The following is a 26,432-nucleotide window of genomic DNA, read 5'->3' as shown; positions in this document are numbered from 1 at the left end:
AATGTAAAGGGGAATTTGAAAATGAGTACAAAACCGCTTGTTTACTTCTTGTGTACGGGAAATTCTTGCCGCAGTCAAATCGCCGACGGATTTCTGAGCGCTCTTGGCGGAGACAAATACGAAGTAAAAAGCGCCGGCCTTGAGGCACATGGGCTTAATCCCCGCGCCGTTCAAGTGATGCGGGAAGCCGGGATCGATATCAGCGGAAACAGTTCCGATGTCATCGATCAGGACATCTTAAACCGCGCCACTTACGTTATTACGTTATGCGGACATGCGGACGAGCACTGTCCTGCGATTTCAAATCCAAAGATGATCAAATGGCATTGGGGTTTCGACGACCCGGCCAAAGCAACCGGCACCGAAGAAGAAATCATGGCGCAGTTCCGAACTGTTCGGGACGCTATTAAGGCCAGAATCGAATCGTTCGTTCGGGACGGCCGGTAAAGAGGTTCTGCCCGCGGGATTCCACGTCAGGAGGCCTGCTATACGGAGGAGTCCAAAGAGTTTCCGGTACTCCTCCGACTGCGGCAGGCGAATGTGGTAGACTGCATACATTCTTAGCAAGAAACTAAGATTTCACAAAAACTTTACGATCATTTAATTCTTGGATGTCGCGATGATTGTGGTCGTAGTATTTATAAAATTCATTCAGTTGCTCCTGGGAAAGTTCAACAGGCTCCGTTAGAATATACCATTCCACATTTTCGGTTAATGGAGGTGTCGTCAAGGACCCCAAATAATGATAATAGCCCAAATGAGCAGGGAGCAATTGGCCGATATCCAGGTTGTCGATCGTTATTCCCTTCTCCCCTTGTGCATTCGCTTTTGCCGCGTCCAAAATTTGCCCGAAGGCTTTATTTTCTTCTCCTGCAGCAAACATAACCCCGATCACGGCGATCCGGCCGTCTTGAGCTTGGTGCACAAAGTGCCCTTCAAGCGGAAAGTGCTTGCCATCGATCGTATGCTCGCTTTCGGCATGAAAATGAACTTGGGACAGCGTAAACGTCCGATCATTTATTTCTGCGGTACCGCGTAAACCCACCTGTATGCTGTGCCCGTTATCCTCAATGGAAGTGCCCACCTGATCATAGCTTAATGCCAAATCAGTTCCCTCATAATCAATAAGCTTGGATGTAACAATGTTTATTGGAGATTGCATTTTCCCCGATACAAATTCCCACTCCTCTTGATGGTCATACGTGAAGTGGCTTACTTCCTTAACCGTTGGATTTTCTTTCTGAGAATCCGTAGTTAAGTTGGTTGCCGCGTGACTCGCAGAACAACCCGCCAACAATATAAAAGCCGTAAATCCGAATACAATGAAATTTTTCTTCATACTATACCCTCTTAACATCTATTTTCTTGATCATTATACTCCTTACCCATTTTGATGTAATGCATCTTACCAACCATATTCAAACGGATACTATAGTTCTACGGGTACAACAAATTATTCAAAACTTCGACATATATGTAAATATTATTACCTAATATATATTATAATCTCATTGACAATTATGGGGTCATAATATAGTATGTAGTAAATAAATCCAATATATGGATTATCCATCATTAAGGGATCAATTTCCATAAGAATGGACAGGCTTCTTTGGAATTGGTTCATAAAAAGTTCATTGAAGGGAGGGATTTACAGGCTCCGATTACCCGCGTCTCAAGTCAATGAAAGCGTTGTCAAAATTGAACTTGGAAGCTCGCAGAAAATTCTATTAAAAAATGCAAGGAGGAGTAGAATCATGACAGCCCGGACTTTTGTGAATCGTCATAAGTTTTTTATGAAATGGTTTGTTGTTTCGGCAGGTACTCTGTTTCTGATGCTGGCAGGTTCGTTGGTGTTTGCGGACAGCGCTTCCGCGCACGGATATTTGACGGACAGCCGCGCCCATCTATGTTCCACGGGCCAAAACAGCGATTGTGGACCAGTGAAATGGGAGCCTTTCAGTGTGGAGGGCCGCGGAGATTTCCCTGAATTCGGCGTCCCTGACGGCCAGATCGCCAGCGGCGGGAAATTTTTTGAACTCGACGAACAAACGGCCGATCGCTGGACCAAGGTAGATATGGTAGGCGGGGAGCATACGTTCCATTGGAAGCTTACAGCCAATCACAGCACGAATACATGGGATTATTATATTACGAAAAAAGACTGGGACCCCAATTCCCCGTTAAAACGGGCGGATCTTGAGTTGTTCTGCCGCTATATCGATGACGGCGCGATTCCGCCAATCGACGTTTATAACGATTGCTTTGTGCCGAACGACCGGGAAGGCTACCACGTCATCGTGGCCGTTTGGGATATTGCGGATACAGTGAATGCTTTCTACCAAGTGATGGATGTGAACCTCAGCATCAATCCGTCGGCGCCAACCACGCCCGAGCCCGGTTTCCCGGGAGACCCGAACCGTTTCGGAAAGTACCTCATCTGGAATCCGATCAGGGTCTATACCGAAGGTGAAATCGTTGTGCATAACGGGCAATTCTGGCAAGCCCTGTGGTGGACCCAAGGACAAGAACCCGGAACGACGGGAGAATGGGGTCCGTGGAAGCTGATCGGCGACGTGCCGCCTGGCGAGGAAAGCAGCGCGGGATCGGGCAGCGTATAAGAGCGCATCCTGCAAGAGCCAGAGGGGAATTCCCTCTGGCTCTTTGATCGGTTATTTTTTCAAATGATACGGAACCGTGGCGACGATGACATCCCTCCGGTAAAGCAGATGCGCGCGAATCAACAGGCTCGATTGATTGTGCAGGATATTGTGCCATCCTTTTTTCGGAATAAATTGCGGGATGACCACAGTCACCTGATAATTTGCTTCGTGCGCCTTTTTTTGCACCGTATCCACGAACTTAATCAACGGGTGAATTATGCTTCGATACGGAGAGTACAATGTCACCAATCTAACGTCCGGCTGCCATTTTTTCCACTTCTCTTCAAACACCGCTTCGTCCGCCTTCTCAAAAGGGACGTGCACCGCAATGATTTGATACGGGGACAGGGACTTGGCATAGTTCAGCGAATTCTCCACCACGCGCGTGATTCCTGCAACGGGTACGATCACCACGTTTCCTTCGATCGGCACAGCCCGCTCGCAAGTTGAAATTCTCAACTGTTCCGCAATCGCTTCGTAGTGCTTATGAATCCGATAAAAGGAGTAAATAATTAAAGGTAAAAAGATAAGGACCGGCCAGACATTATGGAACTTGGTGATGAAAAACACCACGCTGACCAACAGACTGATCAAGGCCCCGATGGTATTGACCAAAAATTTCTTGATCCAACCTGGAGGTTTTTCCCGTAACCACTTTACCATCATCCCTGACTGGGACAGTGTAAAAGGAATAAACACGCCGATCGCATAAAGCGGAATTAAAAGTTCGGTTTTCCCTTCGAAAACGATGATCAGCAAAATCGAAAACAGCCCCAGGAAAATGATGCCATTCGAATACCCCAGCCGGTCTCCGCGAACCGTAAACGCTCTTGGGATAAACTTGTCTTTAGCCAAATTAACGGCAAGCAACGGAAAAGCGGAATATCCGGTGTTGGCAGCCAGAATAAGAATCAAAGCCGTCGTTCCCTGAATGAAGAAATACATGATATTTCTTCCGAAAGTGTGTTCCGCGATCTGGGAAAGCACGGTAACCTCCGCAAGAGGGCCTACGCCATAATAATAAGCCAGAAAAACAATTCCCGTGAACAATACAGCCAATATGCCCCCCATGGCCAGCAAGGTTTTTGCCGCATTACGCGGAGCCGGCTCTTTAAAGTTGGGGATGGCGTTTGAGATCGCTTCTACCCCTGTCAAAGCGGAACATCCGGAAGCAAAGGCACGAAGCAGCAAAAATAAACTAATTCCAGCCACCGGAGAACCAAGCGGAGCGTGTAATTCCGGCGAAATTTGGCCGGTCATGATTTTATAAAGGCCGGAACAAATCAAAATCACCAGGGCTAGAACAAATAAATAAACGGGAAAGGCAAAAATCGTTGCCGATTCGGTGACACCACGCAAATTGAGAATGGTAATTAACAATACAAAACCTACGGCTATGGGCACCGTGTATGGATGAAGGCCCGGAAAAGCCGAAGTAATGGCGTCCGTACCGGCCGAGACGCTTACCGCAACGGTCAAGATATAGTCAACAAGTAATGAACCGCCGGCAATCAGTCCGGGAATTACACCCAGGTTTTGCTTGGAAACCACATAAGCCCCACCGCCGTGAGGATAAGCAAAAATAATTTGCCGGTAAGACAAAATAAGCGCAACCAGCAAAACCAAAACACCAGCAGCAATGGGAATCGAATACCAATAGGCTACCGCTCCCACGACCATTAAAACAAGCAGGATCTGTTCCGGCCCGTAAGCGACCGATGACAAGGCATCGGAAGAAAGGATGGCCAGCGCTTTGGTTTTGCTTAGCTTCTGTTCGCCCAGTTCCGTTGATTTTAACGGCCGTCCAATAAGAAATCGCTTTATATAAGAAAGCACAGGGGGTCACCGCCTAAATTACGTTGTTTTTTTATATTGCTCGGCAGAAATAAGTATTATTTCAAATACAAACTGAAGATTAAGGGCAAATCGGCCAATTTGAGGCAATAAAAAAACACAGAGACCCCTGTGCTAAATTTCACAAGCCATGCAACCCACTCCTGACTACGCTTAGAAACAAAATAAATCATACGTTCAGTGTAAAAGTTTGTAAAGCAGGAGTATGGAAGGTGAACTCTCGGAATCATACAAAAGATCATATGTTAATCGCTTACAATTCAAGAATACTCTCCAAATCAACGTTTATTAATGACTGACGCTATTTTTTAAACATTTCAAAAAATAAATTGAACCAACAGCATATACCAGGGTACCTCTTCATTGGATGCCGAGATCATCAGCGAACTGATCTTATCCGGAAAAGCAAGTGCAATTGCGGCGAAAAAAAAACAGCTGGCGGAATCCGCAAACCGGTTGTTTACGGAGTTTTTCCCGCAGCTGCCTCGTACCGGCCATCCACTAAGCTTCTATAGATGGCTTCCCATATCGGATAATGCCGATGGAACGCACATGGAGAATTATTTTCTGAATATTTACGAATAGCCCTTTCTTCCACCAATTCTCTGGAGGAATTACAACGAGGATTAGCGATTTTGAGTAGCCACTTTCCTGAATTGATCGGTTCGCGCAAAAATGCGGCTCCCCTTTAGGACATATTGATCGCTGCCTTTCCATGTATGCGATGTTTTATTTTTTCTTCTAATTTGCACATAATTATATGGATCAGGCGCATATACTTTATATCCTTTAGCCCGGCATCTGCTTAAAAATGAGACGTCTTCTCCTAGCGACACATGGGGAAATCGGACGCGGTCGAACACACGTCTTTTAAATAAGATGGTCCCTCCCGCAACTACACCGACGAACTTATTCTGTTGTTTGGGAAAGCGAAGAACGAGCAATTTCTTGGCTTCGAGGTACGCCAAGTACGCTCGTTTTCCCACCACATCGGCATTTGACCGGTTTAAAGCCTTCATTTGCCCGGTTAGATAATAAGGCGAGTAGAAATCGTCATCGTCAAACTTGGTGATGTACAGGTATTTCGTTTTACTGACGGCATAATTAAGGCAGCTGCCTAAGGATTCTTTTTCAGGAAGCTTGTAGACGGAGACATTTTTATACTTCCGGGCAATTTTTCGGTACTTATCTAATTCCATGCTATCTTTATTCAAGATAATAACCAGTTCTTTTACCGGGTAAAGCTGATTTCTGTAATTTTCAAGAATATTATTGAAAAAACGCGGGCGGTTCGTGCTTGTTATGATGGATATCCCTTTTAACGAGCTAGAAGTTTGGCCCAACTCCCTTTCACCTCCAAGTCAATCAATAACGGTATATGCTGAGCCGCATAGCAGTGCTTGTTCGTTTGTTCCTGCAATGGCCGGCGCCATCTCCTTCTTTTATTTCAGCAGGATTTGCGTTTGAAGCAACATGGCTCCCCATATCAGAAGGCTGCCTCCCCAGCATGTTCGCGAAATCCAGCGCTCGGCCGGCCCCCCGTTTTTAAACAACCGGAGAGCGATTTTAAGCTTCGGCAGCAGCAGGAAGTGAATCCCTTCGTCTCCGAATATATCCCCGGCGAGGTGCGCCCACCAGCCGATGACAAACCCGATCGCTGCCATATTGATGATTTCCGGTTGCTGAGCGAAAAAATTAAGCAGACCTATGGATAGTACGGCCGCAAACTCCGGGGTATGAATCACCCCGCGATGTTTAACCAGCGGAAGAATGAGAAAGGCAAAGCCGGCGAAGGCCGCAATCCAGTGTAAGTCATATATCGCGTACCCTGCTAATAATAAAGCGCCGATACCGATCAAAACCAAACTGCGCAGCCTTGCCAGCAGCCAGAACAGGATAGCAGCCCCGAGCCATAACGGCCCGCTCTTCACCCATTCCCCTAAATGTCCCGGTACATTTCCAAATTGCTGATAAGCCATTAACCCTATACCGACGATCCCGACAAATCCGGACAAGGTTTTAAAGAGACGCCGGTATCGCAGGGGAAACTGGATTCGATTGCTCACCGTGCTGGTTTTATGATCAAAATCCGGAAATACTCCGCCGATTCCTGCCGCAGCCACAAGCGCGGCTGCAATTCCTGCATCGGTTTGCATGGCTAATGACGGCATCATAAGCAGGCCGGCCGATCCCGCTGTCACTGCCAAAGCAACATGCCCTTTTTTATTCACATTCATCACCTTATTTCTGCAATAATGAAAACACCTTAAAGGCGGCCTTTCTATTCTACAAGAATTTTTAAAATTTGCGAACAAAAAACAACCCTTGCCCCGGAAAAACAAGACAAGGGTTGCCGGCTAGGTTCCCAGCAATAAATCCGGCTTCGCGATATTAGGGCGCTGCACCAGCAACAATTCCCGTCCCTGCCGCAAATAGGACTTGATCGTTTCCACCCGGCAGTTCAAGACATAAGCCGTTTCCTCGGGCGTCAGCCGATGAGCGTACTTGAGAATCATCGCGATCCTGGGATAAAAAGGTACCTGGCGTAGCAATTCTTCCGCCTCATCCCCCGGTTCGCCGACGCGCTCTGCTTCGGTACCGGTCTGCACTGAGCAGGATACGGCGAGCGAATACAGCCATACATGAAACGGAACGGAGAAATCGTATTCACCGAGCCGCTGCCTGGCCGTCACAAATGTACGGACTACTAGATCCTGAACCGCGGTTTTATTCCCGGCCATCCGGAAGCATAAGTCGAAAACCTGTTTATTATACATGTCTATCAGCTTTTTGAAAGCGCGGAGTTCACCGGCAAGCGAACGTTTAATCAGGCGATCGGGCTTAATCTTCATGGTCGGACACCATTGCTTTCAGCTTAACAATTTCCAGCTTGCGAATCCGATGGCGGTCTTTTTCCCGGACTGTAAACTGCAACGGGCCGTACGTCCATTCGCTTCCCTTCTTTAAACCCGGATTTTGCGTATAGACCCATCCCCCGATCGTATCCAGTTCTTCGTCAAGCAATTCGATGCCCAGCAGCGAACAGACCGACTCCAGCGAAACTTTACCGTCCACGAGAATGTGGTTTTCTCCCAGCTTTTCAATTTCGGCTTTTTCTTCCGTATCGAATTCGTCGCGGATTTCGCCGACGATCTCTTCCAAAATGTCCTCGATCGTGATCAAACCGGAGGTGCCTCCATATTCATCGACCAAAACGGCCATATGCACCGATTCCTGCTGCATGCGCAAAAGCAGATCCTTTACCGGCATAGCTTCCGAGACAGACAGGATCGGCTGAATCAGCTTGCGTATTTCCACCTTCGGATCATCGCTTAGCTGCATCAAAAATTGCTTGGTATTGATATAGCCAAGAATATGATCCTTGTTGCCCTCCACCACGGGAAACCGGGTATATTGCTCGGATTTCATGATCTGCAGCGCCGCTTCTTTGCCGGCATGAACGTCGATGCACATCATATCCGTACGCGGCACCATAATTTCACGGGCCAGCCGCTCGTCGAAAGCAAAGATTTTGTTCACATACCCGTATTCCGCCTGGTTGATCATCCCGCTCTTATAGCTTTCCGTAAGAATAATGCGCAGTTCTTCCTCGGAATGGGCCTCCTCGTGTTCTTTGGCCGGCTTAATTCCGAAGATGCGCACCAGGCGGTTGGCGGAACCGTTCAAAGCCCAAATAAACGGATACATCGCTTTATAGAAGTAGATCAAAGGCTTAGCCGTCAGCAAAGAGACCGTTTCCGCTTTTTGAATGGCCACGGTTTTAGGAGCCAATTCGCCCAGCACGACGTGAAGAAAGGTGATCGAAGCGAACGCGATGCCAAAGGATAAAATGCTGCTGACTTCCGCAGGCAATCCGTACCGGTTAAAGACAGGATGCAGGATTTTCTCCACGGTGGGCTCCCCCAGCCATCCAAGTCCCAACGCGGTGATCGTGATGCCGAGCTGGCAGGCGGATAAATATCCGTCCAGATTGCTCGTAACCCGCTGCACGGCCAATGCATTTTTCCGGCCTTCCAGCACCATCTGATCGACCCGGCTTGATCTCAGCCGTACGATGGCGAACTCGGCCGCCACGAAAAAGGCGGTAGCCAAGATCAGCAAAGCAACCAGAAACAAATTCAAAGCGTACATGCAAGCACTCCTCGTTTGATCAATTCTTCGGAACTTTTTATTTATGAGTTCTTATGAACTTATAATATCAAAGTTCATATGTCGATATCAATATCTGACTTTGCCTGTTTTGGGGCAAATTGCTCCAAATTCGAACTTCTCCACGCCTTTTTAACCCGCAATGCCCGATTTGCTTCTTCTTTGACTTTTTCTCGTCACCGTCGTAAGATGAGTTCGTAAGAACTTATATGGAGGAATTAAACATGGAAACATTCCATCTCACCCGCAGTGAAATGTCGCAGCTCCTGCTTAGCCTGAGCGGTCAAAGCCAAAAAGCGCCCAAAAACATCCTCCAGGAAGCATGGGCGAAATCGCATAAGGAATTGATAGCAGGCGGCAACTCATTAGGCGCCTTTATCTCCACGGCCCTGCCCCCGATCTTTGAAAAATTGATGAACATGAATCCAAGCGATCTAGGACTGTCGCTTAACGATATCGTTGCCTTGGGCTCTCAGATCGAATACAACCACTTTGCACTGACAGCGGTGCAAAATTGGGTGAAACGCGATTTGAAGGAGATTATCGGTACTCCGAGGTTAGGAAAGAAATATTCGGTCGAACAGGCGGCAATTCTGTTCATCATCGAGGATTTGCGGGCCGCCTTGGACCTGGAGTCCATCAGAAAGCTGCTTTTGCTGATCTTCCACGATTTTAATGATCAAGCCAAAGATCTCATCAGCCCCATCGATTTGTACGCAGGCTATTCCGGGATTTTCGAGGAGCTTGACCAGAACAATGACCAGGTGCTGGATCTCCAATCCGGCCACTTGAGCAGAGACAAAAAACAGGATCATCTCATGGAAACGACCGTGAAGAAAAAAGCGGATGAATTTGCGCTTGGTCTTACCGGCTTAAATCCCCAGCAGCAGGAAGCGGTCAGCAATACGATCGTAATCGCCATGTTGTCCGTTCAAACCACGTATTTTCAAACCTTGGCCAAACGTTTCCTCAACGCTTCTCTTTTTCTGCACAATTTAAGGTAGGGAGATGAGCGGGCCAAAGCAAAAAAGCGCGGCTTCCGAGTTTTCGGAAACCACGCTTTACTTTATATTATGAAGATGCTAGCCCTGTTCATTGTTTCACTAGATTAAATCGGACTTTTCCAACAATCTCTTGATGATAGCGGCAATTTCAGCCCGCGTTATGAACGCCTTAGGCTCCAAATTCATGTTATTTCTTCCCGACACGATCCCCGCCTGAACCGTATCGGCTACTCCGGCCGTTGCCCAAGCCGAGATTTCCGTTTCATCTTGATAAGGCTGCAAAATAGCATCCAGGGACGAACCACTCGCAATGCGATCTTTCAACCCTGTTATCTTCATAGCATTGGCCACGATCGCCATCGCCTCTTCGCGGGTAATTTTCCCATCGGGGCGGAACGTTCCGTCCGTATATCCTTTGATCAAGCCATATTCGTATGCCGTGTTCACGGCACCGGAATACCAGTCCGCCGCTTTAACATCGGTAAAGGAACTTGCTCCTGCCCCAACACCCAATCCGAGGCCGCGAACAATAATCGCCGCAAACTCGGCGCGGGTAATCTCCCGATCAGGGCTAAACAGATCGTCGCCCGTTCCACCCGCGATCATCCGGGAACCCATGTCATTGACGTAGTTTTTGGCCCAGTGGTTTTCCATATCTTTAAACGCCAACGGGTGCCATACTACCGCATAGGTGCTGTTCGTCAAACTATTGATTTTGGCGTAATAGATGCCATCTTCTTTGATCACCTTGGTGGGTACATGACGAACGAATCCATCCGGTTCTACCACCACACCGGTGGTAATCCGGTTCGGGTCGATCCCTTCCGGAAGCGCTAAGGCGCGCTCCACATATGCGTTGAATTTTGCCGCTTCTTCGGTACGGTCACCGTAGACCGCGCTCACTTTGAAGTTAAGCGGAGGTACGACCAGCGTCAGTCCGTCCCGCTCGGCCGCAGTCTCCACCGTACGTACAGTCTCTGCCTGCGGTTCGGAAATTTCAATCTTGACTTTGATATCCTGCAAAGCCAGGTCTTTACCGAAACGCTCCGAAATGGAATCAATATCGATTTGTTCCGCAGGCAAGGTGTAAGTTGCCTTCTCCGTGCGAATCACCACAACGGCTTGCTCGGTTTCCATATTTTTGATCATGCGTCCATTGAATTCGCCAACGACAATATCGCTCCCGGCAGAAACAGATAGCGTTATGGTAGCGCCTTTACCTTCGTCTGTGAGCCGCTGCCGCAACTTTTCTTCGTTCACGGTAATGGTCATGATTTTTTGTCCGTTCACGTCCTCTATGGCAGCCGTTCCCACATTGTCAAGCTTCCCGTTCACAAGCACGTCTACCCCTGTATTCTCCTGCTCTGGCTTCTGCTCTGGCGCCGGCTGAGAAGAGGAATTGCTATGATTATTTCCCGACCCGGTATGTGTACCGGAATTTCCGTTATCACTCCCTGGTGTGTCTCTCGGCGTAACGGCATTGGACGGTGCAGACGGCGCACTGCTGCCTACGGCATTTTTAGCTTTCATGATGAAGGTGTACGTGGTTCCGTTCAATAAACCTGGGACGGTAATCGAACTTGAACCGGCGTCTCCGGTGGCAACAAGCGCCCCTTGCGCAGTGAAGACTTCGTATCCCGTAATCGCACTTCCGCCGTTATCCTTCGGAGCCGTAAAGGTAATCTTAGCGCTGCCTTTGCCCGCTTCCGCCGTCACATCGGTTGGTGCTGACGGAAGGGTTGCAGGCGTTGCGCTCACCTGATTGGACTCGCTTCCGAGTCCTTTATCGTTACCTGCCCTCACTACAAAATAATAGGTTGTTCCGTTATTCAAATCCGGCACCAGATAAGTTGCACTTGTCACTGTCGCGATGGAATCGGCGTCAAATTCACCCGGTGTGGTCGACATGTACAGATTGTAATACGTGGCCCCGGTCACCGTGTCCCATCGCAAATCAACTTGACGGTCCCCTGCCGTGGCGGCCAAATTCAGCGGACTAGCGGAAATATCCGGTAAGCCGACAACTTGGGTAACTGTAAAAGTTGCACTTGCCATGTTGTCTGCCGATACAGTAACCGTGGCCGTGTAAGTTCCCGCCGCCAGTCCAGGCTTGGCTTGAATCGCAAAGGTTGTTGATGCATCAGGATCCAATGTACTTTGCAGAGGCAAAGTAAAGTCAAATGCGTTGGCATGAACACCGCCGAGCGAGACGCTTAAGTTTGAAAGGCCGATGGTGCCTGTATTAAGAATTCGAATCGCTTCCGCTTCCAAACGGCCGTAACCTTGAACCAGCCCAGGCAAGGTCATATCGCTGATCGGCTCAATGGAGAACGTATGGGCTATCGTATAGGTGAAAGTTGCAACCTCGCTGCTTTCCGAGCCATTTTTTACGGCAATAGCCTTCAAGATCACCGTACTGCCCGGCGTTCCCGCAATAGTGACGGCAGGTCCGCGCGGACTATCGGACGTAGGGTTGGTTCCATCTGTCGTATAGTAGATGGCTGCCCCGGGCGAAGTTGCGCCGAGCGTTACTAGGCTGTGATTTGCCAGCACCGTACCACTGGCCGGATTGGCCGTTGGAGCAGCCAGGCGCTCTTTAACCGATACGGTTATGTTTTTAGCTGCCACGCCGCCATTTCCGTCGCTGACTTGAACCGCAAGCCAGTCTGTACCGTAATACCCTTCTGCCGGCGTGTAACTGACGGTACCTCCGGGAACGATATCGGAACTTCCGCTAGGCGCATTTGCCCCGGAAATACTTACCGTACCATGCACCGGTGAGGAAATTAGCGTCCAGGTCAGAGTCTGGTTTGGATCCGGATCGCTGACATGCAATAGAGGTTTAAGATCAACAGGGTCCGAGTCTTGAGCGACTGTCACCATCGACTCGGTGCCAATAAAGGCCGGTATGGTATTTTGTCCCAGGATTTTCTTAAACGTTCCCTGACCGTCAAACATGAATATTTTGTTTGTATCGCCATCCGCAACATAAATATTTTCGTCGTCATCTACGGTTATATGGCGCGGAAGTTGTAAATCGGGATGTCCAAGCGTCAAAGTATAACTTCCGTCTTTGTTAAAAACTTGCACGCGTTTATTATTTGAATCCGCAATGTACAATCGATCCTTACCGTCAATATATAGTCCCATGGGGGAATTGAGGTGACTGTTGTCGTTGCCTGAAACATTTTGTACCCCAATCATTTTAACCTGCGTATAAGTATCATCGCCATTGTGCTGGAACACCAGTACAATATGGTTCCAATATTGAGAGATGTAAAGGTTGCCTTCGGAATCAACCGCAACTCCCATCGGTCTGTCCGAAGTCGAAGCAACCGGGGTATATACTCCCGTCTCAATGTCCATCCTGTATACGCGATTCCAATTTTGGTCCGAAAAAAAGATATGCCCGTTTTCGTCAAGCGTCATGGCTTCAGGCGCCGGGTTGGCGAGATTAGGCAGCGAAATGGAGCGAAGCCAGCCGCCCTCGCTGTTGAACTCCTGAATCCGGTTATTAAAGGCATCGAAAACGTAGATATTTTTCGTGGAATGCTCGACGGCAACATATTTCGGAATATTGAAATGAGCATTGTCCGCTCCCGAAACCCCTTTTTCGCCGAGCGTTTTATACACGCTTTCATCTTGATTAAAAATTTGAATCCGTTGGTTACCCAAATCCGTTACATATAACTTTCCATCATCGGCCGCCAAACCTAAAGGGGCACTTAAATCCCAACCCGGCTTCACCACCGTTGCCGCCGCTTCAACGTGGACGCCAAAACTCCCCGCAACCCCCGTCACGAAAATCATAAAAATCATAGCAAGCTTACGAAACATACTCACCCTTTTTCACTCCCTCACTTTCCCCCGAAAAATATGTAGAAAATTGTCGTTTGAACACAATTGTATCGAGGGCCAATAAACAAATAATAAACAAGTGAGGGGAGTGAAGCTTTAGAGTGCAAAATATTGGAAAAAATTTGGAAATTCGGCTTTACATAAAAAAAACGCGGCCCCCGAAAACCTCGGAAGCCGCGCTGTGCTTGTCATTATGGAGATGCTGGCGAAGGAATTCGAACCTTGGAGATCAGACCCACTGTAATCTCGGCTGGGTTCTGTCGAATTGTTAAAGCGGCTGCATAACTACTTCCCCTGCTTGACCTGGACCCGCAGCTCGTCTTTCGGCTGATTGGTGGTATACATATAAATGTAAATGTCCTGCTCGGTTTTGTTAAAGTTCTCGTACACGTCTATATTCTCATTCCCCTCGTCTCCAAGCATGCGGATGAGCGCAGACTTCCCGTAATTTCGCTCCCCGCCGTCGAGATAATAGGTCTGATTCACCCCGCCAAACGCCGGATCGCTGCTCCGGGATTCTACATACAAATTGCCGTCCTTCATATAATAGGTCCATGTGATCGGATGCCCCGCGATGCTGGAGCTCACGGTTTGCCGCTTCGTCGAGATGCCGGTTAGCCGGATCGGCTGGTTATCGCCCTTGTGCTCGTCGACACGGTGTTTTGCAATCAGTGTTATCGGCTCATTGGCCAACGCTTCCGGTGTAACACCGGCCATTTCGAACCGCAGTTCGGTTTGGGCCGGTTCATTGGAAAAGGGCCAGAGTCCGCCCTCGAGAAGCTTGCCCCCAACATCCAGCTGATATTCCGTATAAGGCACCCCCGCGTATTTCTCTTCATGGGTCAATACAAGCCGAACCTGGGTTGGTGTAACGATCATTTCAGCGATTTTTGTTCCTCCCGGCACCTCCTTGAGCGGAATGTTCAGCCGGTCCTTAAACGAGCTGCGTTCCAGTTGCTTCTTCGAGAGGGCGGTACGGAGACTCCAAGTTCCAGCGGCCGTTCCCAGCGTACGGTCATATTTGAGCTGGAACGAAGTTCCTTCAGCCCGTAAGTCAGCTGCCGAAAAAATCTGCTGGTTCGAATATTCGCCAGGGGCTTCAGGTGTTCCGAATACTGAGGGCTTAGATTCCCGGATTCGCTCGCCTTTAGCGTTGACGGCTTCGATACGAACCCAGCTGTTATTCTGAAGCCACGGGTCGGTGAAGGAAATAACGGATTTCAGCAGCACCTGTCCCTCGGCTTGCTCGAAGGATTGCAGCGTAACGGTGCCGATACCGTCCTTCTGGATGTTGAATGTCTGGGTCTCCGTACGGTCGGGACGAAAATCGATGGCTTGGCTGCCGTCTCCGATGAAGCGGATATTTTCCACGAAAAACTCCACATCGGCCTCACGCTCATTGAGCACCCAATCCGTTTCGAAATATCCCTGATATACCTTAAGCCCTTCATTCCAATGATAGCTGTTGTTCCCCTCAATCACCCGGCCGTTGCCATCGCGAAGTCCGATATTTTCGAAGCTGATAGCCTTCCCTTTCCGGGCCGGGCCGGGATCGAGGCTGTACAGGAGGAAGGTCCGGTTCTCATCGGTAAAAGCGGTATGCAGCGTAAACGTTATGCCGTCCTGGGTGACCGACTGTTCGATCGTTTGGCCAAGGCCCTGTTCCAGGGCCGTCTGAATCCCGGCTCTGTAAGATAGAAGGTTCGACCAGTCGTACGTAACCGCTGCATATACTGGCGTAGCTATAAGGGCGACGGACAACGAGACGGCGATGGCGGTCCGCTTCCGGCTGCGTCGGCGTGGAATTGCCGCTTCCCCTCCGGCGGCCATCCGCAGCTCGTCTTGGCGGATGCTGCTCCACATCCGCTCGAAATCCGGATAAGACACCGTGTCCGCGTGTTTCAATTGGTCTTTTAACTGGCTTTCAAAACGTTCCAATTCGTTCCTCTCCCTTCAACCATATAGGGTGGTTCTGTTCCAGTTTCTTGCGCATCATTTTCAACGCTTTATGAAGCCTTGATTTTACGGTTCCTTGCGGAATGCGCAGTGTTTCAGCGATTTCTGCCATCGACAGTTCGCCGATATAGCGGAGGGTCACGACCGCCAGCAGCTTATCGGGCAACTGCTTCAGCAGCCTCTCCCATTCGGCGGAGGCCTCCTTCTCGAGCACGACCGCGTCCACAGGTTTAACCGCTGCTGCGACGGCGTGCTCATGCAGGCGCTGCACCTCGGATTGCTTCTCCCGCTTCGTCCGGTTTTTTCGAAGCAGGTTCAGGCAGTGATTCATGGTAATGCGCATAATCCAGGCCCGCACATGCTCGATCCGCTGCCAGTCCTGCCGAAACACGGTAACGAAGACGTCATGGCATACATCCTCCGCGTCCTGCGCGTTCCGGAGCATATAGTAGCAGGTTCGGTAGACGTCTTTGTTGTAGCAATCAAACAGCTCACGTTCCGTCAATTGCTGCACTCCTTTCTTTGCGTTATGTCTTATAAACAGATGACCCTTGAAAAGGGTTCATTTTTTTAAAAACTTTTCAATAAGAACGAAAAGAACATTCAACTACTCTACAATAACAAAAGAACACCCGTCCCGCTCTAAATAGTGGGGCAAGTGTTCTTCCCGGTTTGGATGAGGAGTGTTAATCGCAAATCTGGCTATTCCTGACAGGACACTCACACTCTAATGTTAACGATGATCTATCCGTTTGTACTAAGCGTGAGCAAGCGTTTTAGATTGTCATCAATAAATTGATTGTCGGCACTGTTGATTCCGCGACCGGCAAAATGCCCCCAAATCGACTTAATAGGGTTAAAAACAGCATTAGGCATAAGTTTAGCCTCATATTCGTTATCGTCCGCCGTGCAGAAGAGATCCGTGCTCCCCGGCATAACGCAGGCAAGCGCCTTAATGCTACCCAGCGCTTCATCGAAATCTCCGTTATAGGAGGGGTTTGCACTAATATCTGCATGTTGTCCTGTCCATAACATGGCCAGGACATTGTGCGGATCCATCTTCATAAAGCTATTTTCCCAGACGCCAGCCACAAAATCCGCCAATGAGTCAAATCCCAGTTCACGATAAAGTTCCTCTTTGTAAAAGGCCTGCGATAAGCCCCAGCCCGCATAGACACGGCCAACGGCGCGCATGTCTGCGGTTGTCAACTGGTTTAGCTTACTTGAATCGAAGCGGGCGGCAGCCATGAGCGCTGCTTTCATTCCATCGAGGACCAAAAACGTATGTGGCCAAGTCTTGGCAACTCCGGCAAAAGGCGCGATTCGTTCCACCATGTCCGGATAACTTGCCCCCCATTGGAACGCTTGAATACCTCCCATTGACCATCCAACGACGAGAGCGATCTTTTGAATGCCGAATTTTTCGGTCACCAGCCGATGCTGGAATTGAACATTGTCATAGATGGTTACCTGCGGAAAATGAGCCCGGTCGAATGGGGGCGGCGTGTTCGTAGGAGACGAAGATAATCCGTTGCCCAGCAGATTGGGGACGATAATGAAATATTCTTGCGGATCCAGGGCCATGCCGTTTCCAATCAACCATTCATTTTGCACATGCGTGTCGCCAAAAGCCGTTGGATAGACGATGACATTATCTTTCTTTTCATTTAATCTGCCATAGGTCTTATAAGCTAGAAAAGCGCCCGGCAACGTCACTCCTGATTGCAAGGTTACGTCACCCAATTCAAAAATCTCATAATCCATCGTATTGTTTGCTCCCTTCAAACTGAACCCATGCATTTAGATGTATTTCTTGTTGTTAGTATAGATCTGTGATACTCTCAATAAAAGTGAATAGAATTCAAAGCAGTATTCAATAATATTGAAAGTAAAAGAGGCAAATATGATGGAATTACGCCAATTGATTACGTTCCGCACGGTTGCATCAACTTTAAATTTCACTCGGGCTGCTGAAGTGCTGGGCTATGTCCCCTCCAACGTCACGATGCAAATCAAAGCATTGGAGGATGAGCTGGGTGTTCGTCTTTTTGACCGCTTGGGCAAGCAGCTCGTTCTTACAGCTGCGGGCAAACGCTTTTTAACTCATATCCAAGGCGTTCTAAACAAATTGGACGAAGCTCGCAGCGTCGTTCATGACAATGAAGTGCTAAGCGGTACCCTAACGATAAGCGCCAATGAGGTTATTTGCGCCTATCGCCTTCCAGCGGTCTTTCAACGATTTCGTTTGCAGCATCCGGGAGTTCGTTTGATCTTCCGCTCCGTTCCAAATCAAGAGCTCAAGCAAACACTCTTTGAGGGAACCGCGGATGTTGTCTTTATGTTGGACGAACCCATCCGCTCGAGCGGACTTGCCGTGGAACCGTTGGTGGAAGAAACTTTCCGCTTGTTGGCTGCTCCGGATCACCCGCTTGCAAAACGAACTGAGCTGCAGCTGGAAGATTTTCACGGAGAAGTGTTCCTGACAAATGAAAAGGGTTGTCCCTATCGAACCATGTTTGACCGGTCATTTGAGAAAGAGGGCATTGATAGTATTACGTATTTAGAGTTTCAAAGCGCTGAGGCCATTAAACAATGTGCAATTTCCGGAATCGGTATTGCCTTTCTTCCTGAAATCGTAGCGGAAGCCGAAGCTGAACGGGGCAAACTTGTTGCTCTTCCATGGCAAATCCCGGACTTGCACGTGTATACGCAGATGTCATGGCATAAAGACAAGTGGCTTTCACCCATCATGTTGTCTTTCATTGAAGCAGCAAGGGAGGTTCTCGCTATAGAGGAGGGGAACAAAACTGTTTAGCCTATTCATAAAAAAATCCCCGAGCTGGCACCGTTCGAGCAGGTAACGGTAATCAACCAAGTGATTTATAGGTTATATATTTTGTTTCTATTTTTACTCTAGTAATGTATATTTCAGTTAAGTCTTCTTTTAAACGTCACTTATTTATTACCGAGTTGTTCCGCCAAACCGATTAGAAGTCCTTCAATTCCACGAATGTAGCAGAGCCGATACGAGTCCTCGTACTGAACGACTTCGCCAACTAGCTGAGCACCATACTTAGTGAGTCTGGATACCATTTCGTCAATGTCTTCAACGGTGAACATGACGCGTAGATAACCGAGGGCATTTACAGGAGCAGTTCGGTGATCTGATATAGTAGGTGGGTTGAGAAATTGCGAAAGTTCAAGTCGGCTGTGGCCATCCGGGGTAACCATCATAGCAATCTCTACACACTGTGAACCCAACCCGGTTACGCGGCCAGCCTATTCACCTTCGACAGTAGCTCGCCCTTCGAGCTTCAAGCCAATCTCCTCGAAGAAAGGGATTGCGTCATCAAGGCATTCTACAACGATGCCAACATTGTCCATCCTTAGTAATTTGTTTTTTGCCATAGTTTTATCTCCTTATGTGTACAAATTTATTACCTGATCATCTTCATACTTATTCTATGAAGAATTACCAATCGATTCCAATTTATTAACATCTTGTCATAGTATAGTAAACTCCTAATATTTTTATACTTTAACAATTCGGAGTTACGAAATTATCTCCTGCTTATTATTTTTGATCATTAAACTAAACTGCCCGTTAGTTTAACAAGTAGGTGTATACCCTCATCGATTTTATCAATTAAAGAGTTGGTTGATAATAATAAATTTCCGCGTCATCCCGCAGATGCCACACCTCCAGCTCCACTTGATCTAGTGGGGTTTCAATATCGATTATAAATTCCTTCCTAACAATGTCCCCACTCGTTGTGCCATGCAGTGAGGGGGGTAGGGCTTTCCGTTCTTGAACCACCATTCCACTACCCCCACGATAGCAGCTCCAAAAAATTGAATAATCACATCTTCACCGTCACTCAATTCTTGAGATTTTCCATTGGTTATGTTTTCTCCATTCTTTAACTCTTGAAGGACAAATTCAAGGAACCGACTGCGAAAAAAAGGACCTCCTTTACTCGCTAACATCGTTGAAAAGAATAAATAATGACTCTCAAAGTACTCGAACCATAACAACACCGTATCAATATAATCGGTATTATTAGCTGCTAATTCGCAGAGTTCCCGCAGTTCGTAAATATGTTCTTCGATTAGCTTATCTAAAAGATCAAATTTATCCATGTAGTGAAGATATATTGTTCTTCGGCTAACATTTGCCCTATCGGAAATTTCTTGTATAGTAATCTGATCAAAATTTCTTTCAGTCATCAGTTCAATAAAAGCTTTTTTTATCGCTTCTTGAGATTTGATTATTCTTCTATCCACCTTAGACACTGCGAGAGTCACCAAGCTTTCTGGAAAAATACACAATTTTAAATGATTCGTGAACAAATGAACAAATCACGGCTATTTGGTAATTACGGATACCTTCTTTTTCGTTTATATTATACACAGTTGTTATCTAATACACTAATGTGCATTTCGAAGGGGGAACAACTCAGTGAAAATCACGGTAATTGGCGCGACGGGTGCGACAGGCAGGAAAGTGATAGAGCGAGCACTTGAATTGGGACACGAGGTTGTAGCCGTGGCTCGTCGGCCGGAAGCCATCGCCCCCACAGCACGCCTCAGCGTCCGACAGGGAGACGTGCTCGATATGCCAAGCATTGCCAAGGCCTTGGCCGATACAGATGCGGTAATTAGTTGCATAGGTCCGACCAGAAACTTTTCGCCGGGCACCATAATGTCGGAGGGCATCTCGAACATCCTCAAAAACTTTTCGCCAGGCACTGTCATGTCGGAGGGTATCTCGAACATCCTGGCAGCCTGTCAAAGCGCCGAAGTCAAGCGCTTCGTCATGCAGAGCGGCATCGGTCTGAGCGACGGAAAAGAGCTTTCCACGCTCAATCGCTGGGCCATACGCATTTCGGGCCGCATCTTCTCGAAGGCGGTCGAGGACAAGGCCATTGCCGAGCGTGCAGTGCAACAGAGCGACCTAGAATGGACCATTGTACGACCGGGCGCACTTAGCGACGCAGCTTCCACTTCGAAATATACAGCAGGCCCCTCCACCCGCATCGCTCCGCTCCTGCCGCTTTCCTTCGCAGACTGCGCCGACTGCCTCGTACGGGCGGCGACGAATGAGCCAACCTGGATCAGGAAGATCGTTAACGTTGGGCGGTGAGGGGGTTATTTTAAAGGGATGGAGATAGCCGAAGATCGACGGTCCCCGGTTAATATTTTCGCAACAGAACGGTGTCATTCGCCTATACACACGCCATAACAACGTCTGCACCAAGCTTTAAAGCAACAAAGGTTAGAAGAATGTTAAAAGTTCCCCTTCTGGCGCAAAAAAGCACGGCCCCCGAAAACCTCGGAGGCCGTGCCGTTCTTGACATTATGGAGATGCTGATGAAGGGATTCGAACCCCCGACCTACGCATTACGAATGCGTTGTAGACTGTTTCCGCACAGTTCCTATGAGTACCCGATTCCCAAAATACAAGCATTTTCTTAATGTTTAAGTACCGTGCAGTTCCATGTTGGTCCGAAATGCGGTAGAAGATTTGGTAGAAGAAGTGCCGGCGGTAAACATAGAATAAGATCGGGGTTAATTTAAGCTCGCGCTCAATAATACAGGTAATAATCGATATTACTGGTAGTCGGCTTTACCTTCTTTGCCTCCTCCGTCCCCCGCTCCCATGCCTCCAAGATGACGATCGTATCCAAACGCGGATTATCCGGCCAGAAGATATATTGTTGCTCGACCAGCCCGCGCAACCCCTCAAATATATCGCGCTGGTTCCGCCCCGTCTTTTTTTCCAATTCAACCACTGTCGGCATTCGTTTTCGCTGCGTTGAAAAATTAGACAGAATCCGGAGCAGTTTTCGCTCCAAGTCGTTAAGCATATAATCACCTCAAGTATAAGAACGTTTGTTTGTATTATATGCATTATGGAGCATTTTTATCAATAGTCAAAATTGTCCCCCATATTTTGTGATACGTATTATTTATACGTTGACACGTACTAATGATACGTGTATAATAAGAAGTGTAAGGAGGATGGCAATGAAAGCATATAGTTCAAGGGAAATAATAAAAATGCTTGAAGAGGACGGATGGTTCTTAATCGGGGTACATGGTAGTCACCATTACTTCAAACATCCGACAAAGCCCGGTAAGGTTACGGTGCCGCATCCTAGAAAAAGCTTTCCTCCAAAGACACAAGCAAGTATCCTAAAATCAGCAGGGTTGTAGGGCCGCAAGGCCCTCCCCTCCAAGGAGGTATCATATATGGGAAAGAAAGACGTTTATCGGTTCTGGGCGCTTATGGATATGGCAGATGAAGGCGTTTCTGTTCACTTCCCTGATCTGCCTGGTTGCCTGACAGCCGGAGATACGGCCGAAGAGGCACACATAGCCGCACGTGAAGCGCTGGAGGGATTTCTGTACGTTATGGAACAGGATGGCGACGTGATTCCCGAGCCTTCCCCGCTGGATGCCATTTTGCGCCAGGCGGATCCTGGGGAATATCCATGTGAGGTAACGGTTTGGATGCCAGCGATCCGTGACGCAATGGAATCCAAGGCGGTCAAAAAGACACTCACTGTCCCGAAGTGGTTAAACGATGAAGCCGAGCGAAAGAATCTGAATTTCAGCCAGGTGTTGCAGGCCGGGCTAAAAGAAGCACTGGGCATAGAAAACCGCAAATAACCCGCCCGATGAGGCCCGAGGGATGCGGGCCGAAACCTAGCGCCGATACCGGCGCGATGGTCGCGTATATCTGTACGCAGGAGGCATAAAAAATGAAGCCCACCGACCATAGGTTAGTGGGCTTTGTTTATTGGAGTGCTTTACTGCTATTGAAACGTATCTCAACGACTTTGTTATTTGTTTCTCTTTCAAAAAAGAAGCCATTTTCTACATTATTCAGCGTTTCTAGAAATTTAGAGGGGATTCTTAATTCATTCAGAATATCTTGACGACTCTTTACCCCATGACTGATAAGTAAATTGGCTGCCTGTCTAAACGAAACCGGTGATTCCCTTTCAATCTCATCGTCAAGCGGTTCTATCTTCCCATGTTTTTTTATTTGTCTCATAAGCATTTCATATCTAGACTCCGTTATAATCTCCAAGTCTTTGCAACGCCTTACAATTGCCGCAAGCGACACACCCCAGCGTTGTTTCAGTTCAATCAAATGCGGGATTGCTGTTGAATAAAGTTCATTTAGAAATGACTCTCTTGGGAGTAAAAATGCAATTGCCAATCTGTATGCTTGTGACTCAATGGTATCATAAAACTCTTTATCGTTATTGGCTCTTTCTTCGTAATCACTATCAGTATGCAAAATCAGATGTGCAAATTCATGCATAGCATTAAGTCTTAATCTGCAAGCTGAAAATTCTTTCGATCCAACAATCATGAACGGTATTCCATTTCTCCATTGAGAAAATGCATCAACCTTATCGATTCGTTTATCAAGTTGTGCAATAACCACACCATTGTTTTCAAGCAGCCTATATACATGGCTTATAGGCCCAAGACCAAGACCCCAATGTCTTCTTACTGCAATCGCCACATCCTCAATGTCTTCCAGTGAACTATTTACATCAAAATCCAGAGTGGGAAAATTTACTTTTGTAAAATCAATATATTGGCTATAGTAATCATATATTTCTTGCATTTGCAACATAACAAAACGAGACATTTCTTTTGCTTTTTTTAATGAAGTTTTGTTAGAGCGAAACAGGAAAGGTCCTTCATTAACCGGAGATAACGGTTTAAAAAAATAACTAGCGGGAAAACCAGTCACGCTTTGAATTTTGAGTATTGTTTCATATCCTGGTGGGATTCTATTCGTTTCAAATTGATTAAGCGCCTGCCTGCTAACACCTATACGATCGGAAAATTCAATAGTTGATAATCCTAAAGCCAAACGGAGTTGGCGCAAACGATCAGGAACAAATTGCTGTTGAATGGATGAAGTTCTTGTTGGAGTTCCAAGATCATTTTTTTTATTCAATTCCCGACACTTCCCTACGTTTAATGTATTCATCTTTGACTGCTGCAACAGTTTCTTCTTTAATCTCTTCTCTTTCAGGGATTGCATTTTGAACCGGAATAATCGCATTAGCTAAGTTGTATTGAAAAAGCCACATGTTTATCTCACAATTCGGTATTCCCATATGCATAAAATCAAGTTCAGTTTGTCCTCCAAATGTTAATATTGTGTAAAATTTAGCCTTTGTCTCAATATGGTTATCGATTTGGAAAACATCATCTTTATTGATAAGCTCAATCTGAGAATTTAAATTTGCATTCATGCTCCTAAATTTGGCATCTCGTGGGAAAGCATCATAGCTCGTTGTTCTGCTGACTGTAAATATAGAATTCCCATACTGGAATTTATAATGCGGAAATGTCCCACGAGAGTTGTTCGATTCATATGTAATTAAATCAAGGCCAAATCTTTCCGCTCTGTTCTTTATTGAAAATTCAATCGCTGTATTCTGCAATTGAGATCTATTCCGTCTCCCAACAAAAGCCTTTAAAAAATCATTATCATCCATACAACTGTTTGCCAATTCCGTTCCCTGTTCAACTGAAACCTTTAAATGGCCTAAAATATAAGCGTTGAAATTCGAGAAAAATTCCTTTTCAGCAAAGGTTACTTCATTATCCATTTATTAGCCCCCCCAACTTTACATTTTTCGATGTAAACCAATTATAGCAAAATTCCTTTAATGTGTAAAGTGATTTTACAATAAAATACAATTGTGAAGAAATAAAAAAAGCCCCACCAGCTTGACGCTGACAGGGCTCTTTCTACCGGTTCTTCCGGATTACATATCAAAGGGGATATGCTGATTTCATTGTATTCCATATATTAGGAGATTACAAGTTGTACCCGCCACTCTCCGGCTTGGTGGGATTACTGATAATCCCAAGCGTAGCCAGCAGTCCCAGGATCACATCAGCGATCGTCACAAGTTCCTCTTTCATAACATCGGTCAACTCAAACGCCCCCGTTACATGTCCAATAAGTTGAATCAACAGCAAAGCCTGCGAAACAACACTCACCCAAAGTGCGTAGTTTCTCCATCTTTTCTTATTCATACTTAATCCGTCCTTTCAATTTTGATATTGTAGTCGGAGCAGGCCGCGCCGTTTACTCCGGCCGAATTTCGTCCATCCCGCTTTTAAAAAGCAAAAGCCCGGATTGCTGCTCCGGACTTTCGATTGATCAACGTATGTGATTATACCGTCAGACGGTAACCCCCCCATTCCTGGAGAGTAATTTCAACGGCTTCTCGAATCAGATCGGAACTGCGGTGATCTGATTCATTCCGAAATATCGTACATTCCCACGCATCCAGCCCATCGTCACGTATGCCGCTCCAAGTGACCCATACGGCGTTTCCGTCCTTTGCCCGGAGTACCAAATTACGTCCAGGGCGGCAAAATTGCGGAGAGCCCACTTTCTGCCGGGAGTAATGCCGGTCCGCCAGCAGGCGGCAATCTTGATCTCCTTTGTTTGTTATAACCCACATGCTACTCCTCCGGGATGCCCGCAGCTCTCCGCAGGTAATTCGCCAAATTGTTAAAGTGCGTCATGCCGGTCTTGTCCCCAGCCGCCTGGGCCTTAAACCATGCCGGCGAGAGCCAGCGGAAAATGATTTCCTGGGCGTTTGATTTCGGCAGTTTCGTGAGTGGCAACGCAGCCGCCCCAGGTTCCAGCGGGATGCCGGCAGCCAAACGGAGGTTGTTCGCCAGATTATGAAAATGGGGCTTCCCCGTCTCGTCCCCAGCCTTCTGTGATGCAAACCACGCCGGGGACACGTAGTTGTCAATCAGCGATTGGGCGACACCGGCCGGCAGCGGAGTAAAATCCGGCGCGGCGATCGGCGCGGCCAACTCGGCGGCAACGTCGGTGATGAGGTCTTTCAGCGTTTTACCGCCGGCTTTCAAAGCCTGCTCGCAGTCGTATTTTCTTCCCGGGTCCAGTTGCTTGTGCGAGGGAATGTGCCTGGACGGGTTTTTGCCCCAGCGATCGCAGCAATAAGCCAAGTACCAAACGAAACGCTTGTATGCCTCGGTAAAGTTGATCGTCTTTCCTGCTTTACTTGTCCCGTAACACAACTCAATGCCTAGCGCGGCGTCGTTGGCGTCATATCCCAGCAGATCGTTGTCCATCGGCACGTCGTATCGGACGTGCCAAGCCTTCTCCGCCGGATCCGGACCAGTGCCGGTCGGGATGATCTCCAGGATCTTGGTGTCGTCGATAAAAACATGCGCAGAAGCGGACCGGTCCTTTTGCGTGTTAAAATATGTGTAATGGTTGTCCGCCGTCGCCCCCGGGTTGCCCGTATCGTGCGCAACAAAAAAGGCCGGCGTTCCCGTCTTTAGCCGGGTGCCTGGCCGCACGTTGGGGCGCTTGTTAATGTAGCGCCGCTCGATTGTGTATTTGTTTATGTCCAATTTCCTCACCCTTCTTTATGGTGTCTCGGAAAGCGTTCCTTGATATCACGCAACTCCCCGATAATTACATCGTATTTATCCGAAAATTTGTCCAGCAGATCCTGCAGGCGGCCCTCACGCTCCTTGTTTGCTTTCATGACATAGATCAACAACCAAACAAAAAGCAGCGCAAACGGGCCCTGAGTCAAAAAATATTTGATTAGATCATTCTCCATCCCTCTTCCCCCATATCTCTCTCCAAAAAAAGTAGAGCCCTCCGGATCAGCTCCGAGGGCAAAATAAAAACGCCTATTCGGCGGGTGGTTCCTGCGTCGGCTCCTGACGCGGCACTTCTTCAAAAGTACCATCTGCAAGACGGCGCTTGCCTAAAAGGGACGTATCGAATGAGTCAACCTCGAAAATATTTTCGGCATCGGGCACGTTTTTGTGACTGCTCACAACCATGACGATACCTTGATCAACTTGTACATATGGCATTTGATTAACC

26 protein-coding genes, 1 tRNA gene and 1 pseudogene are annotated in these 26,432 nt (G+C 47.6%); 7 read left to right on the top strand and 21 right to left on the bottom strand.

Annotation, left to right across the window (positions count from 1 at the left end; genetic code table 11):
* Positions 1-21: 21 nt before the first annotated feature.
* Positions 22-447 (top strand): arsenate reductase (thioredoxin), encoded by a 426-nt coding sequence (gene arsC / locus NYE69_RS07175; RefSeq protein ID WP_328271627.1) that lies wholly within the window; start codon positions 22-24, stop codon positions 445-447.
* Positions 448-571: 124 nt separating this feature from the next.
* On the opposite strand, the gene NYE69_RS07170 is transcribed toward arsC, so the two are convergent.
* On the bottom strand, positions 572-1,339 hold the full coding sequence (locus NYE69_RS07170) for a carbonic anhydrase (RefSeq protein ID WP_340925473.1): 768 nt from the start codon (positions 1,337-1,339) through the stop codon (positions 572-574).
* 418 nt (positions 1,340-1,757) lie between these two features.
* Here NYE69_RS07170 and NYE69_RS07165 point away from each other — a divergent pair, with 418 nt between their 5' ends.
* Positions 1,758-2,621 (top strand): lytic polysaccharide monooxygenase, encoded by an 864-nt coding sequence (locus tag NYE69_RS07165; protein WP_340925471.1) that lies wholly within the window; start codon positions 1,758-1,760, stop codon positions 2,619-2,621.
* A 51-nt stretch (positions 2,622-2,672) separates the two neighbouring features.
* Here the strand turns inward: NYE69_RS07165 and NYE69_RS07160 are convergent, their stop codons facing one another.
* From NYE69_RS07160 to NYE69_RS07140, 5 genes are all read right to left on the bottom strand, one after another.
* Complete coding sequence (locus NYE69_RS07160; protein WP_328271624.1) at positions 2,673-4,499, bottom strand: APC family permease; 1,827 nt, start codon at positions 4,497-4,499, stop codon at positions 2,673-2,675.
* 644 nt (positions 4,500-5,143) lie between these two features.
* The gene (locus NYE69_RS07155; RefSeq protein WP_340925469.1) at positions 5,144-5,860 is read right to left on the bottom strand and encodes a glycosyltransferase; all 717 of its coding nucleotides are present in this window, start codon (positions 5,858-5,860) and stop codon (positions 5,144-5,146) included.
* Positions 5,861-5,959: 99 nt separating this feature from the next.
* Positions 5,960-6,748 (bottom strand): metal-dependent hydrolase, encoded by a 789-nt coding sequence (locus NYE69_RS07150; protein WP_340925467.1) that lies wholly within the window; start codon positions 6,746-6,748, stop codon positions 5,960-5,962.
* A 126-nt stretch (positions 6,749-6,874) separates the two neighbouring features.
* Positions 6,875-7,369, bottom strand: coding sequence for a sigma factor-like helix-turn-helix DNA-binding protein (locus NYE69_RS07145; RefSeq protein WP_340925465.1), 495 nt, complete (start codon positions 7,367-7,369; stop codon positions 6,875-6,877).
* The gene (locus NYE69_RS07140; protein WP_340925463.1) at positions 7,359-8,669 is read right to left on the bottom strand and encodes a hemolysin family protein; all 1,311 of its coding nucleotides are present in this window, start codon (positions 8,667-8,669) and stop codon (positions 7,359-7,361) included. Before NYE69_RS07140 ends, NYE69_RS07145 begins: the two co-directional genes overlap by 11 nt.
* Before the next feature lie 242 nt (positions 8,670-8,911).
* Here NYE69_RS07140 and NYE69_RS07135 point away from each other — a divergent pair, with 242 nt between their 5' ends.
* Positions 8,912-9,691 (top strand): DUF1836 domain-containing protein, encoded by a 780-nt coding sequence (locus tag NYE69_RS07135; protein ID WP_340925461.1) that lies wholly within the window; start codon positions 8,912-8,914, stop codon positions 9,689-9,691.
* Positions 9,692-9,790: 99 nt separating this feature from the next.
* On the opposite strand, the gene NYE69_RS07130 is transcribed toward NYE69_RS07135, so the two are convergent.
* From NYE69_RS07130 to NYE69_RS07115, 4 genes are all read right to left on the bottom strand, one after another.
* Positions 9,791-13,528 (bottom strand): S-layer homology domain-containing protein, encoded by a 3,738-nt coding sequence (locus NYE69_RS07130; RefSeq protein ID WP_340930299.1) that lies wholly within the window; start codon positions 13,526-13,528, stop codon positions 9,791-9,793.
* A 306-nt stretch (positions 13,529-13,834) separates the two neighbouring features.
* A complete protein-coding gene (locus tag NYE69_RS07125; protein WP_340925459.1) occupies positions 13,835-15,487 on the bottom strand; it encodes a DUF4179 domain-containing protein in 1,653 nt (550 codons plus the stop codon).
* A complete protein-coding gene (locus NYE69_RS07120; protein WP_328271617.1) occupies positions 15,474-16,010 on the bottom strand; it encodes an RNA polymerase sigma factor in 537 nt (178 codons plus the stop codon). Before NYE69_RS07120 ends, NYE69_RS07125 begins: the two co-directional genes overlap by 14 nt.
* Positions 16,011-16,249: 239 nt before the next feature.
* Positions 16,250-17,269, bottom strand: coding sequence for an alpha/beta fold hydrolase (locus tag NYE69_RS07115; protein ID WP_340925457.1), 1,020 nt, complete (start codon positions 17,267-17,269; stop codon positions 16,250-16,252).
* Positions 17,270-17,411: 142 nt separating this feature from the next.
* Here NYE69_RS07115 and NYE69_RS07110 point away from each other — a divergent pair, with 142 nt between their 5' ends.
* Positions 17,412-18,320: a LysR family transcriptional regulator gene (locus NYE69_RS07110; protein ID WP_340930298.1), complete on the top strand. Its 909-nt coding sequence runs from the start codon at positions 17,412-17,414 to the stop codon at positions 18,318-18,320.
* Positions 18,321-18,460: 140 nt separating this feature from the next.
* Here NYE69_RS07110 and NYE69_RS07105 read toward each other — a convergent pair.
* Positions 18,461-18,913, bottom strand: a pseudogene (locus NYE69_RS07105) (VOC family protein).
* A gap of 330 nt (positions 18,914-19,243) precedes the next feature.
* Complete coding sequence (locus NYE69_RS07100; RefSeq protein ID WP_340925455.1) at positions 19,244-19,798, bottom strand: TetR/AcrR family transcriptional regulator; 555 nt, start codon at positions 19,796-19,798, stop codon at positions 19,244-19,246.
* Between the two features lie 166 nt (positions 19,799-19,964).
* Between NYE69_RS07100 and NYE69_RS07095 the strand changes: the two genes are divergently transcribed.
* Positions 19,965-20,648 carry an NAD(P)-dependent oxidoreductase gene (locus NYE69_RS07095; protein WP_340925453.1) on the top strand — a complete coding sequence of 228 codons (684 nt, stop codon included), beginning with the start codon at positions 19,965-19,967 and terminating at the stop codon, positions 20,646-20,648.
* Positions 20,649-20,873: 225 nt separating this feature from the next.
* On the opposite strand, the gene NYE69_RS07090 is transcribed toward NYE69_RS07095, so the two are convergent.
* A tRNA-Thr gene (locus tag NYE69_RS07090) sits at positions 20,874-20,941 on the bottom strand.
* Positions 20,942-21,090: 149 nt separating this feature from the next.
* A complete protein-coding gene (locus tag NYE69_RS07085) occupies positions 21,091-21,372 on the bottom strand; it encodes a hypothetical protein (RefSeq protein ID WP_340925451.1) in 282 nt (93 codons plus the stop codon).
* Between the two features lie 160 nt (positions 21,373-21,532).
* Between NYE69_RS07085 and NYE69_RS07080 the strand changes: the two genes are divergently transcribed.
* Together NYE69_RS07080 and NYE69_RS07075 are read left to right on the top strand one after the other, a co-directional pair.
* Positions 21,533-21,721, top strand: coding sequence for a type II toxin-antitoxin system HicA family toxin (locus NYE69_RS07080; RefSeq protein WP_340925449.1), 189 nt, complete (start codon positions 21,533-21,535; stop codon positions 21,719-21,721).
* Between the two features lie 36 nt (positions 21,722-21,757).
* On the top strand, positions 21,758-22,177 hold the full coding sequence (locus tag NYE69_RS07075) for a type II toxin-antitoxin system HicB family antitoxin (protein WP_340925447.1): 420 nt from the start codon (positions 21,758-21,760) through the stop codon (positions 22,175-22,177).
* A gap of 127 nt (positions 22,178-22,304) precedes the next feature.
* Here the strand turns inward: NYE69_RS07075 and NYE69_RS07070 are convergent, their stop codons facing one another.
* From NYE69_RS07070 to NYE69_RS07040, 7 genes are all read right to left on the bottom strand, one after another.
* Positions 22,305-23,489: a helix-turn-helix domain-containing protein gene (locus tag NYE69_RS07070; RefSeq protein WP_340925445.1), complete on the bottom strand. Its 1,185-nt coding sequence runs from the start codon at positions 23,487-23,489 to the stop codon at positions 22,305-22,307.
* Positions 23,482-24,150, bottom strand: a complete 669-nt coding sequence (locus NYE69_RS07065) for a hypothetical protein (protein ID WP_340925443.1) — start codon at positions 24,148-24,150, stop codon at positions 23,482-23,484. The genes NYE69_RS07070 and NYE69_RS07065 overlap by 8 nt, the downstream gene beginning before the upstream one ends.
* 211 nt (positions 24,151-24,361) lie before the next feature.
* Positions 24,362-24,583, bottom strand: coding sequence for a phage holin (locus NYE69_RS07060; protein ID WP_340925441.1), 222 nt, complete (start codon positions 24,581-24,583; stop codon positions 24,362-24,364).
* A gap of 140 nt (positions 24,584-24,723) precedes the next feature.
* The gene (locus NYE69_RS07055; RefSeq protein WP_340925440.1) at positions 24,724-25,017 is read right to left on the bottom strand and encodes a hypothetical protein; all 294 of its coding nucleotides are present in this window, start codon (positions 25,015-25,017) and stop codon (positions 24,724-24,726) included.
* Position 25,018: 1 nt separating this feature from the next.
* Positions 25,019-25,954, bottom strand: coding sequence for a peptidoglycan recognition protein family protein (locus NYE69_RS07050; protein ID WP_340925439.1), 936 nt, complete (start codon positions 25,952-25,954; stop codon positions 25,019-25,021).
* Positions 25,951-26,160 (bottom strand): BhlA/UviB family holin-like peptide, encoded by a 210-nt coding sequence (locus NYE69_RS07045; protein ID WP_340925437.1) that lies wholly within the window; start codon positions 26,158-26,160, stop codon positions 25,951-25,953. Before NYE69_RS07045 ends, NYE69_RS07050 begins: the two co-directional genes overlap by 4 nt.
* A 73-nt stretch (positions 26,161-26,233) precedes the next feature.
* Positions 26,234-26,422 (bottom strand): hypothetical protein, encoded by a 189-nt coding sequence (locus tag NYE69_RS07040; protein WP_340925435.1) that lies wholly within the window; start codon positions 26,420-26,422, stop codon positions 26,234-26,236.
* Positions 26,423-26,432 lie beyond the last annotated feature (10 nt).

The organism is Paenibacillus sp. FSL R5-0527 (genome assembly GCF_038008055.1).
Taxonomy (GTDB): Bacteria; Bacillota; Bacilli; order Paenibacillales; family Paenibacillaceae; genus Fontibacillus; species Fontibacillus macerans.
The sequence above is the reverse complement of the archived record's forward strand: the minus strand, read 5'-3'. Positions and strand labels throughout refer to the sequence as shown.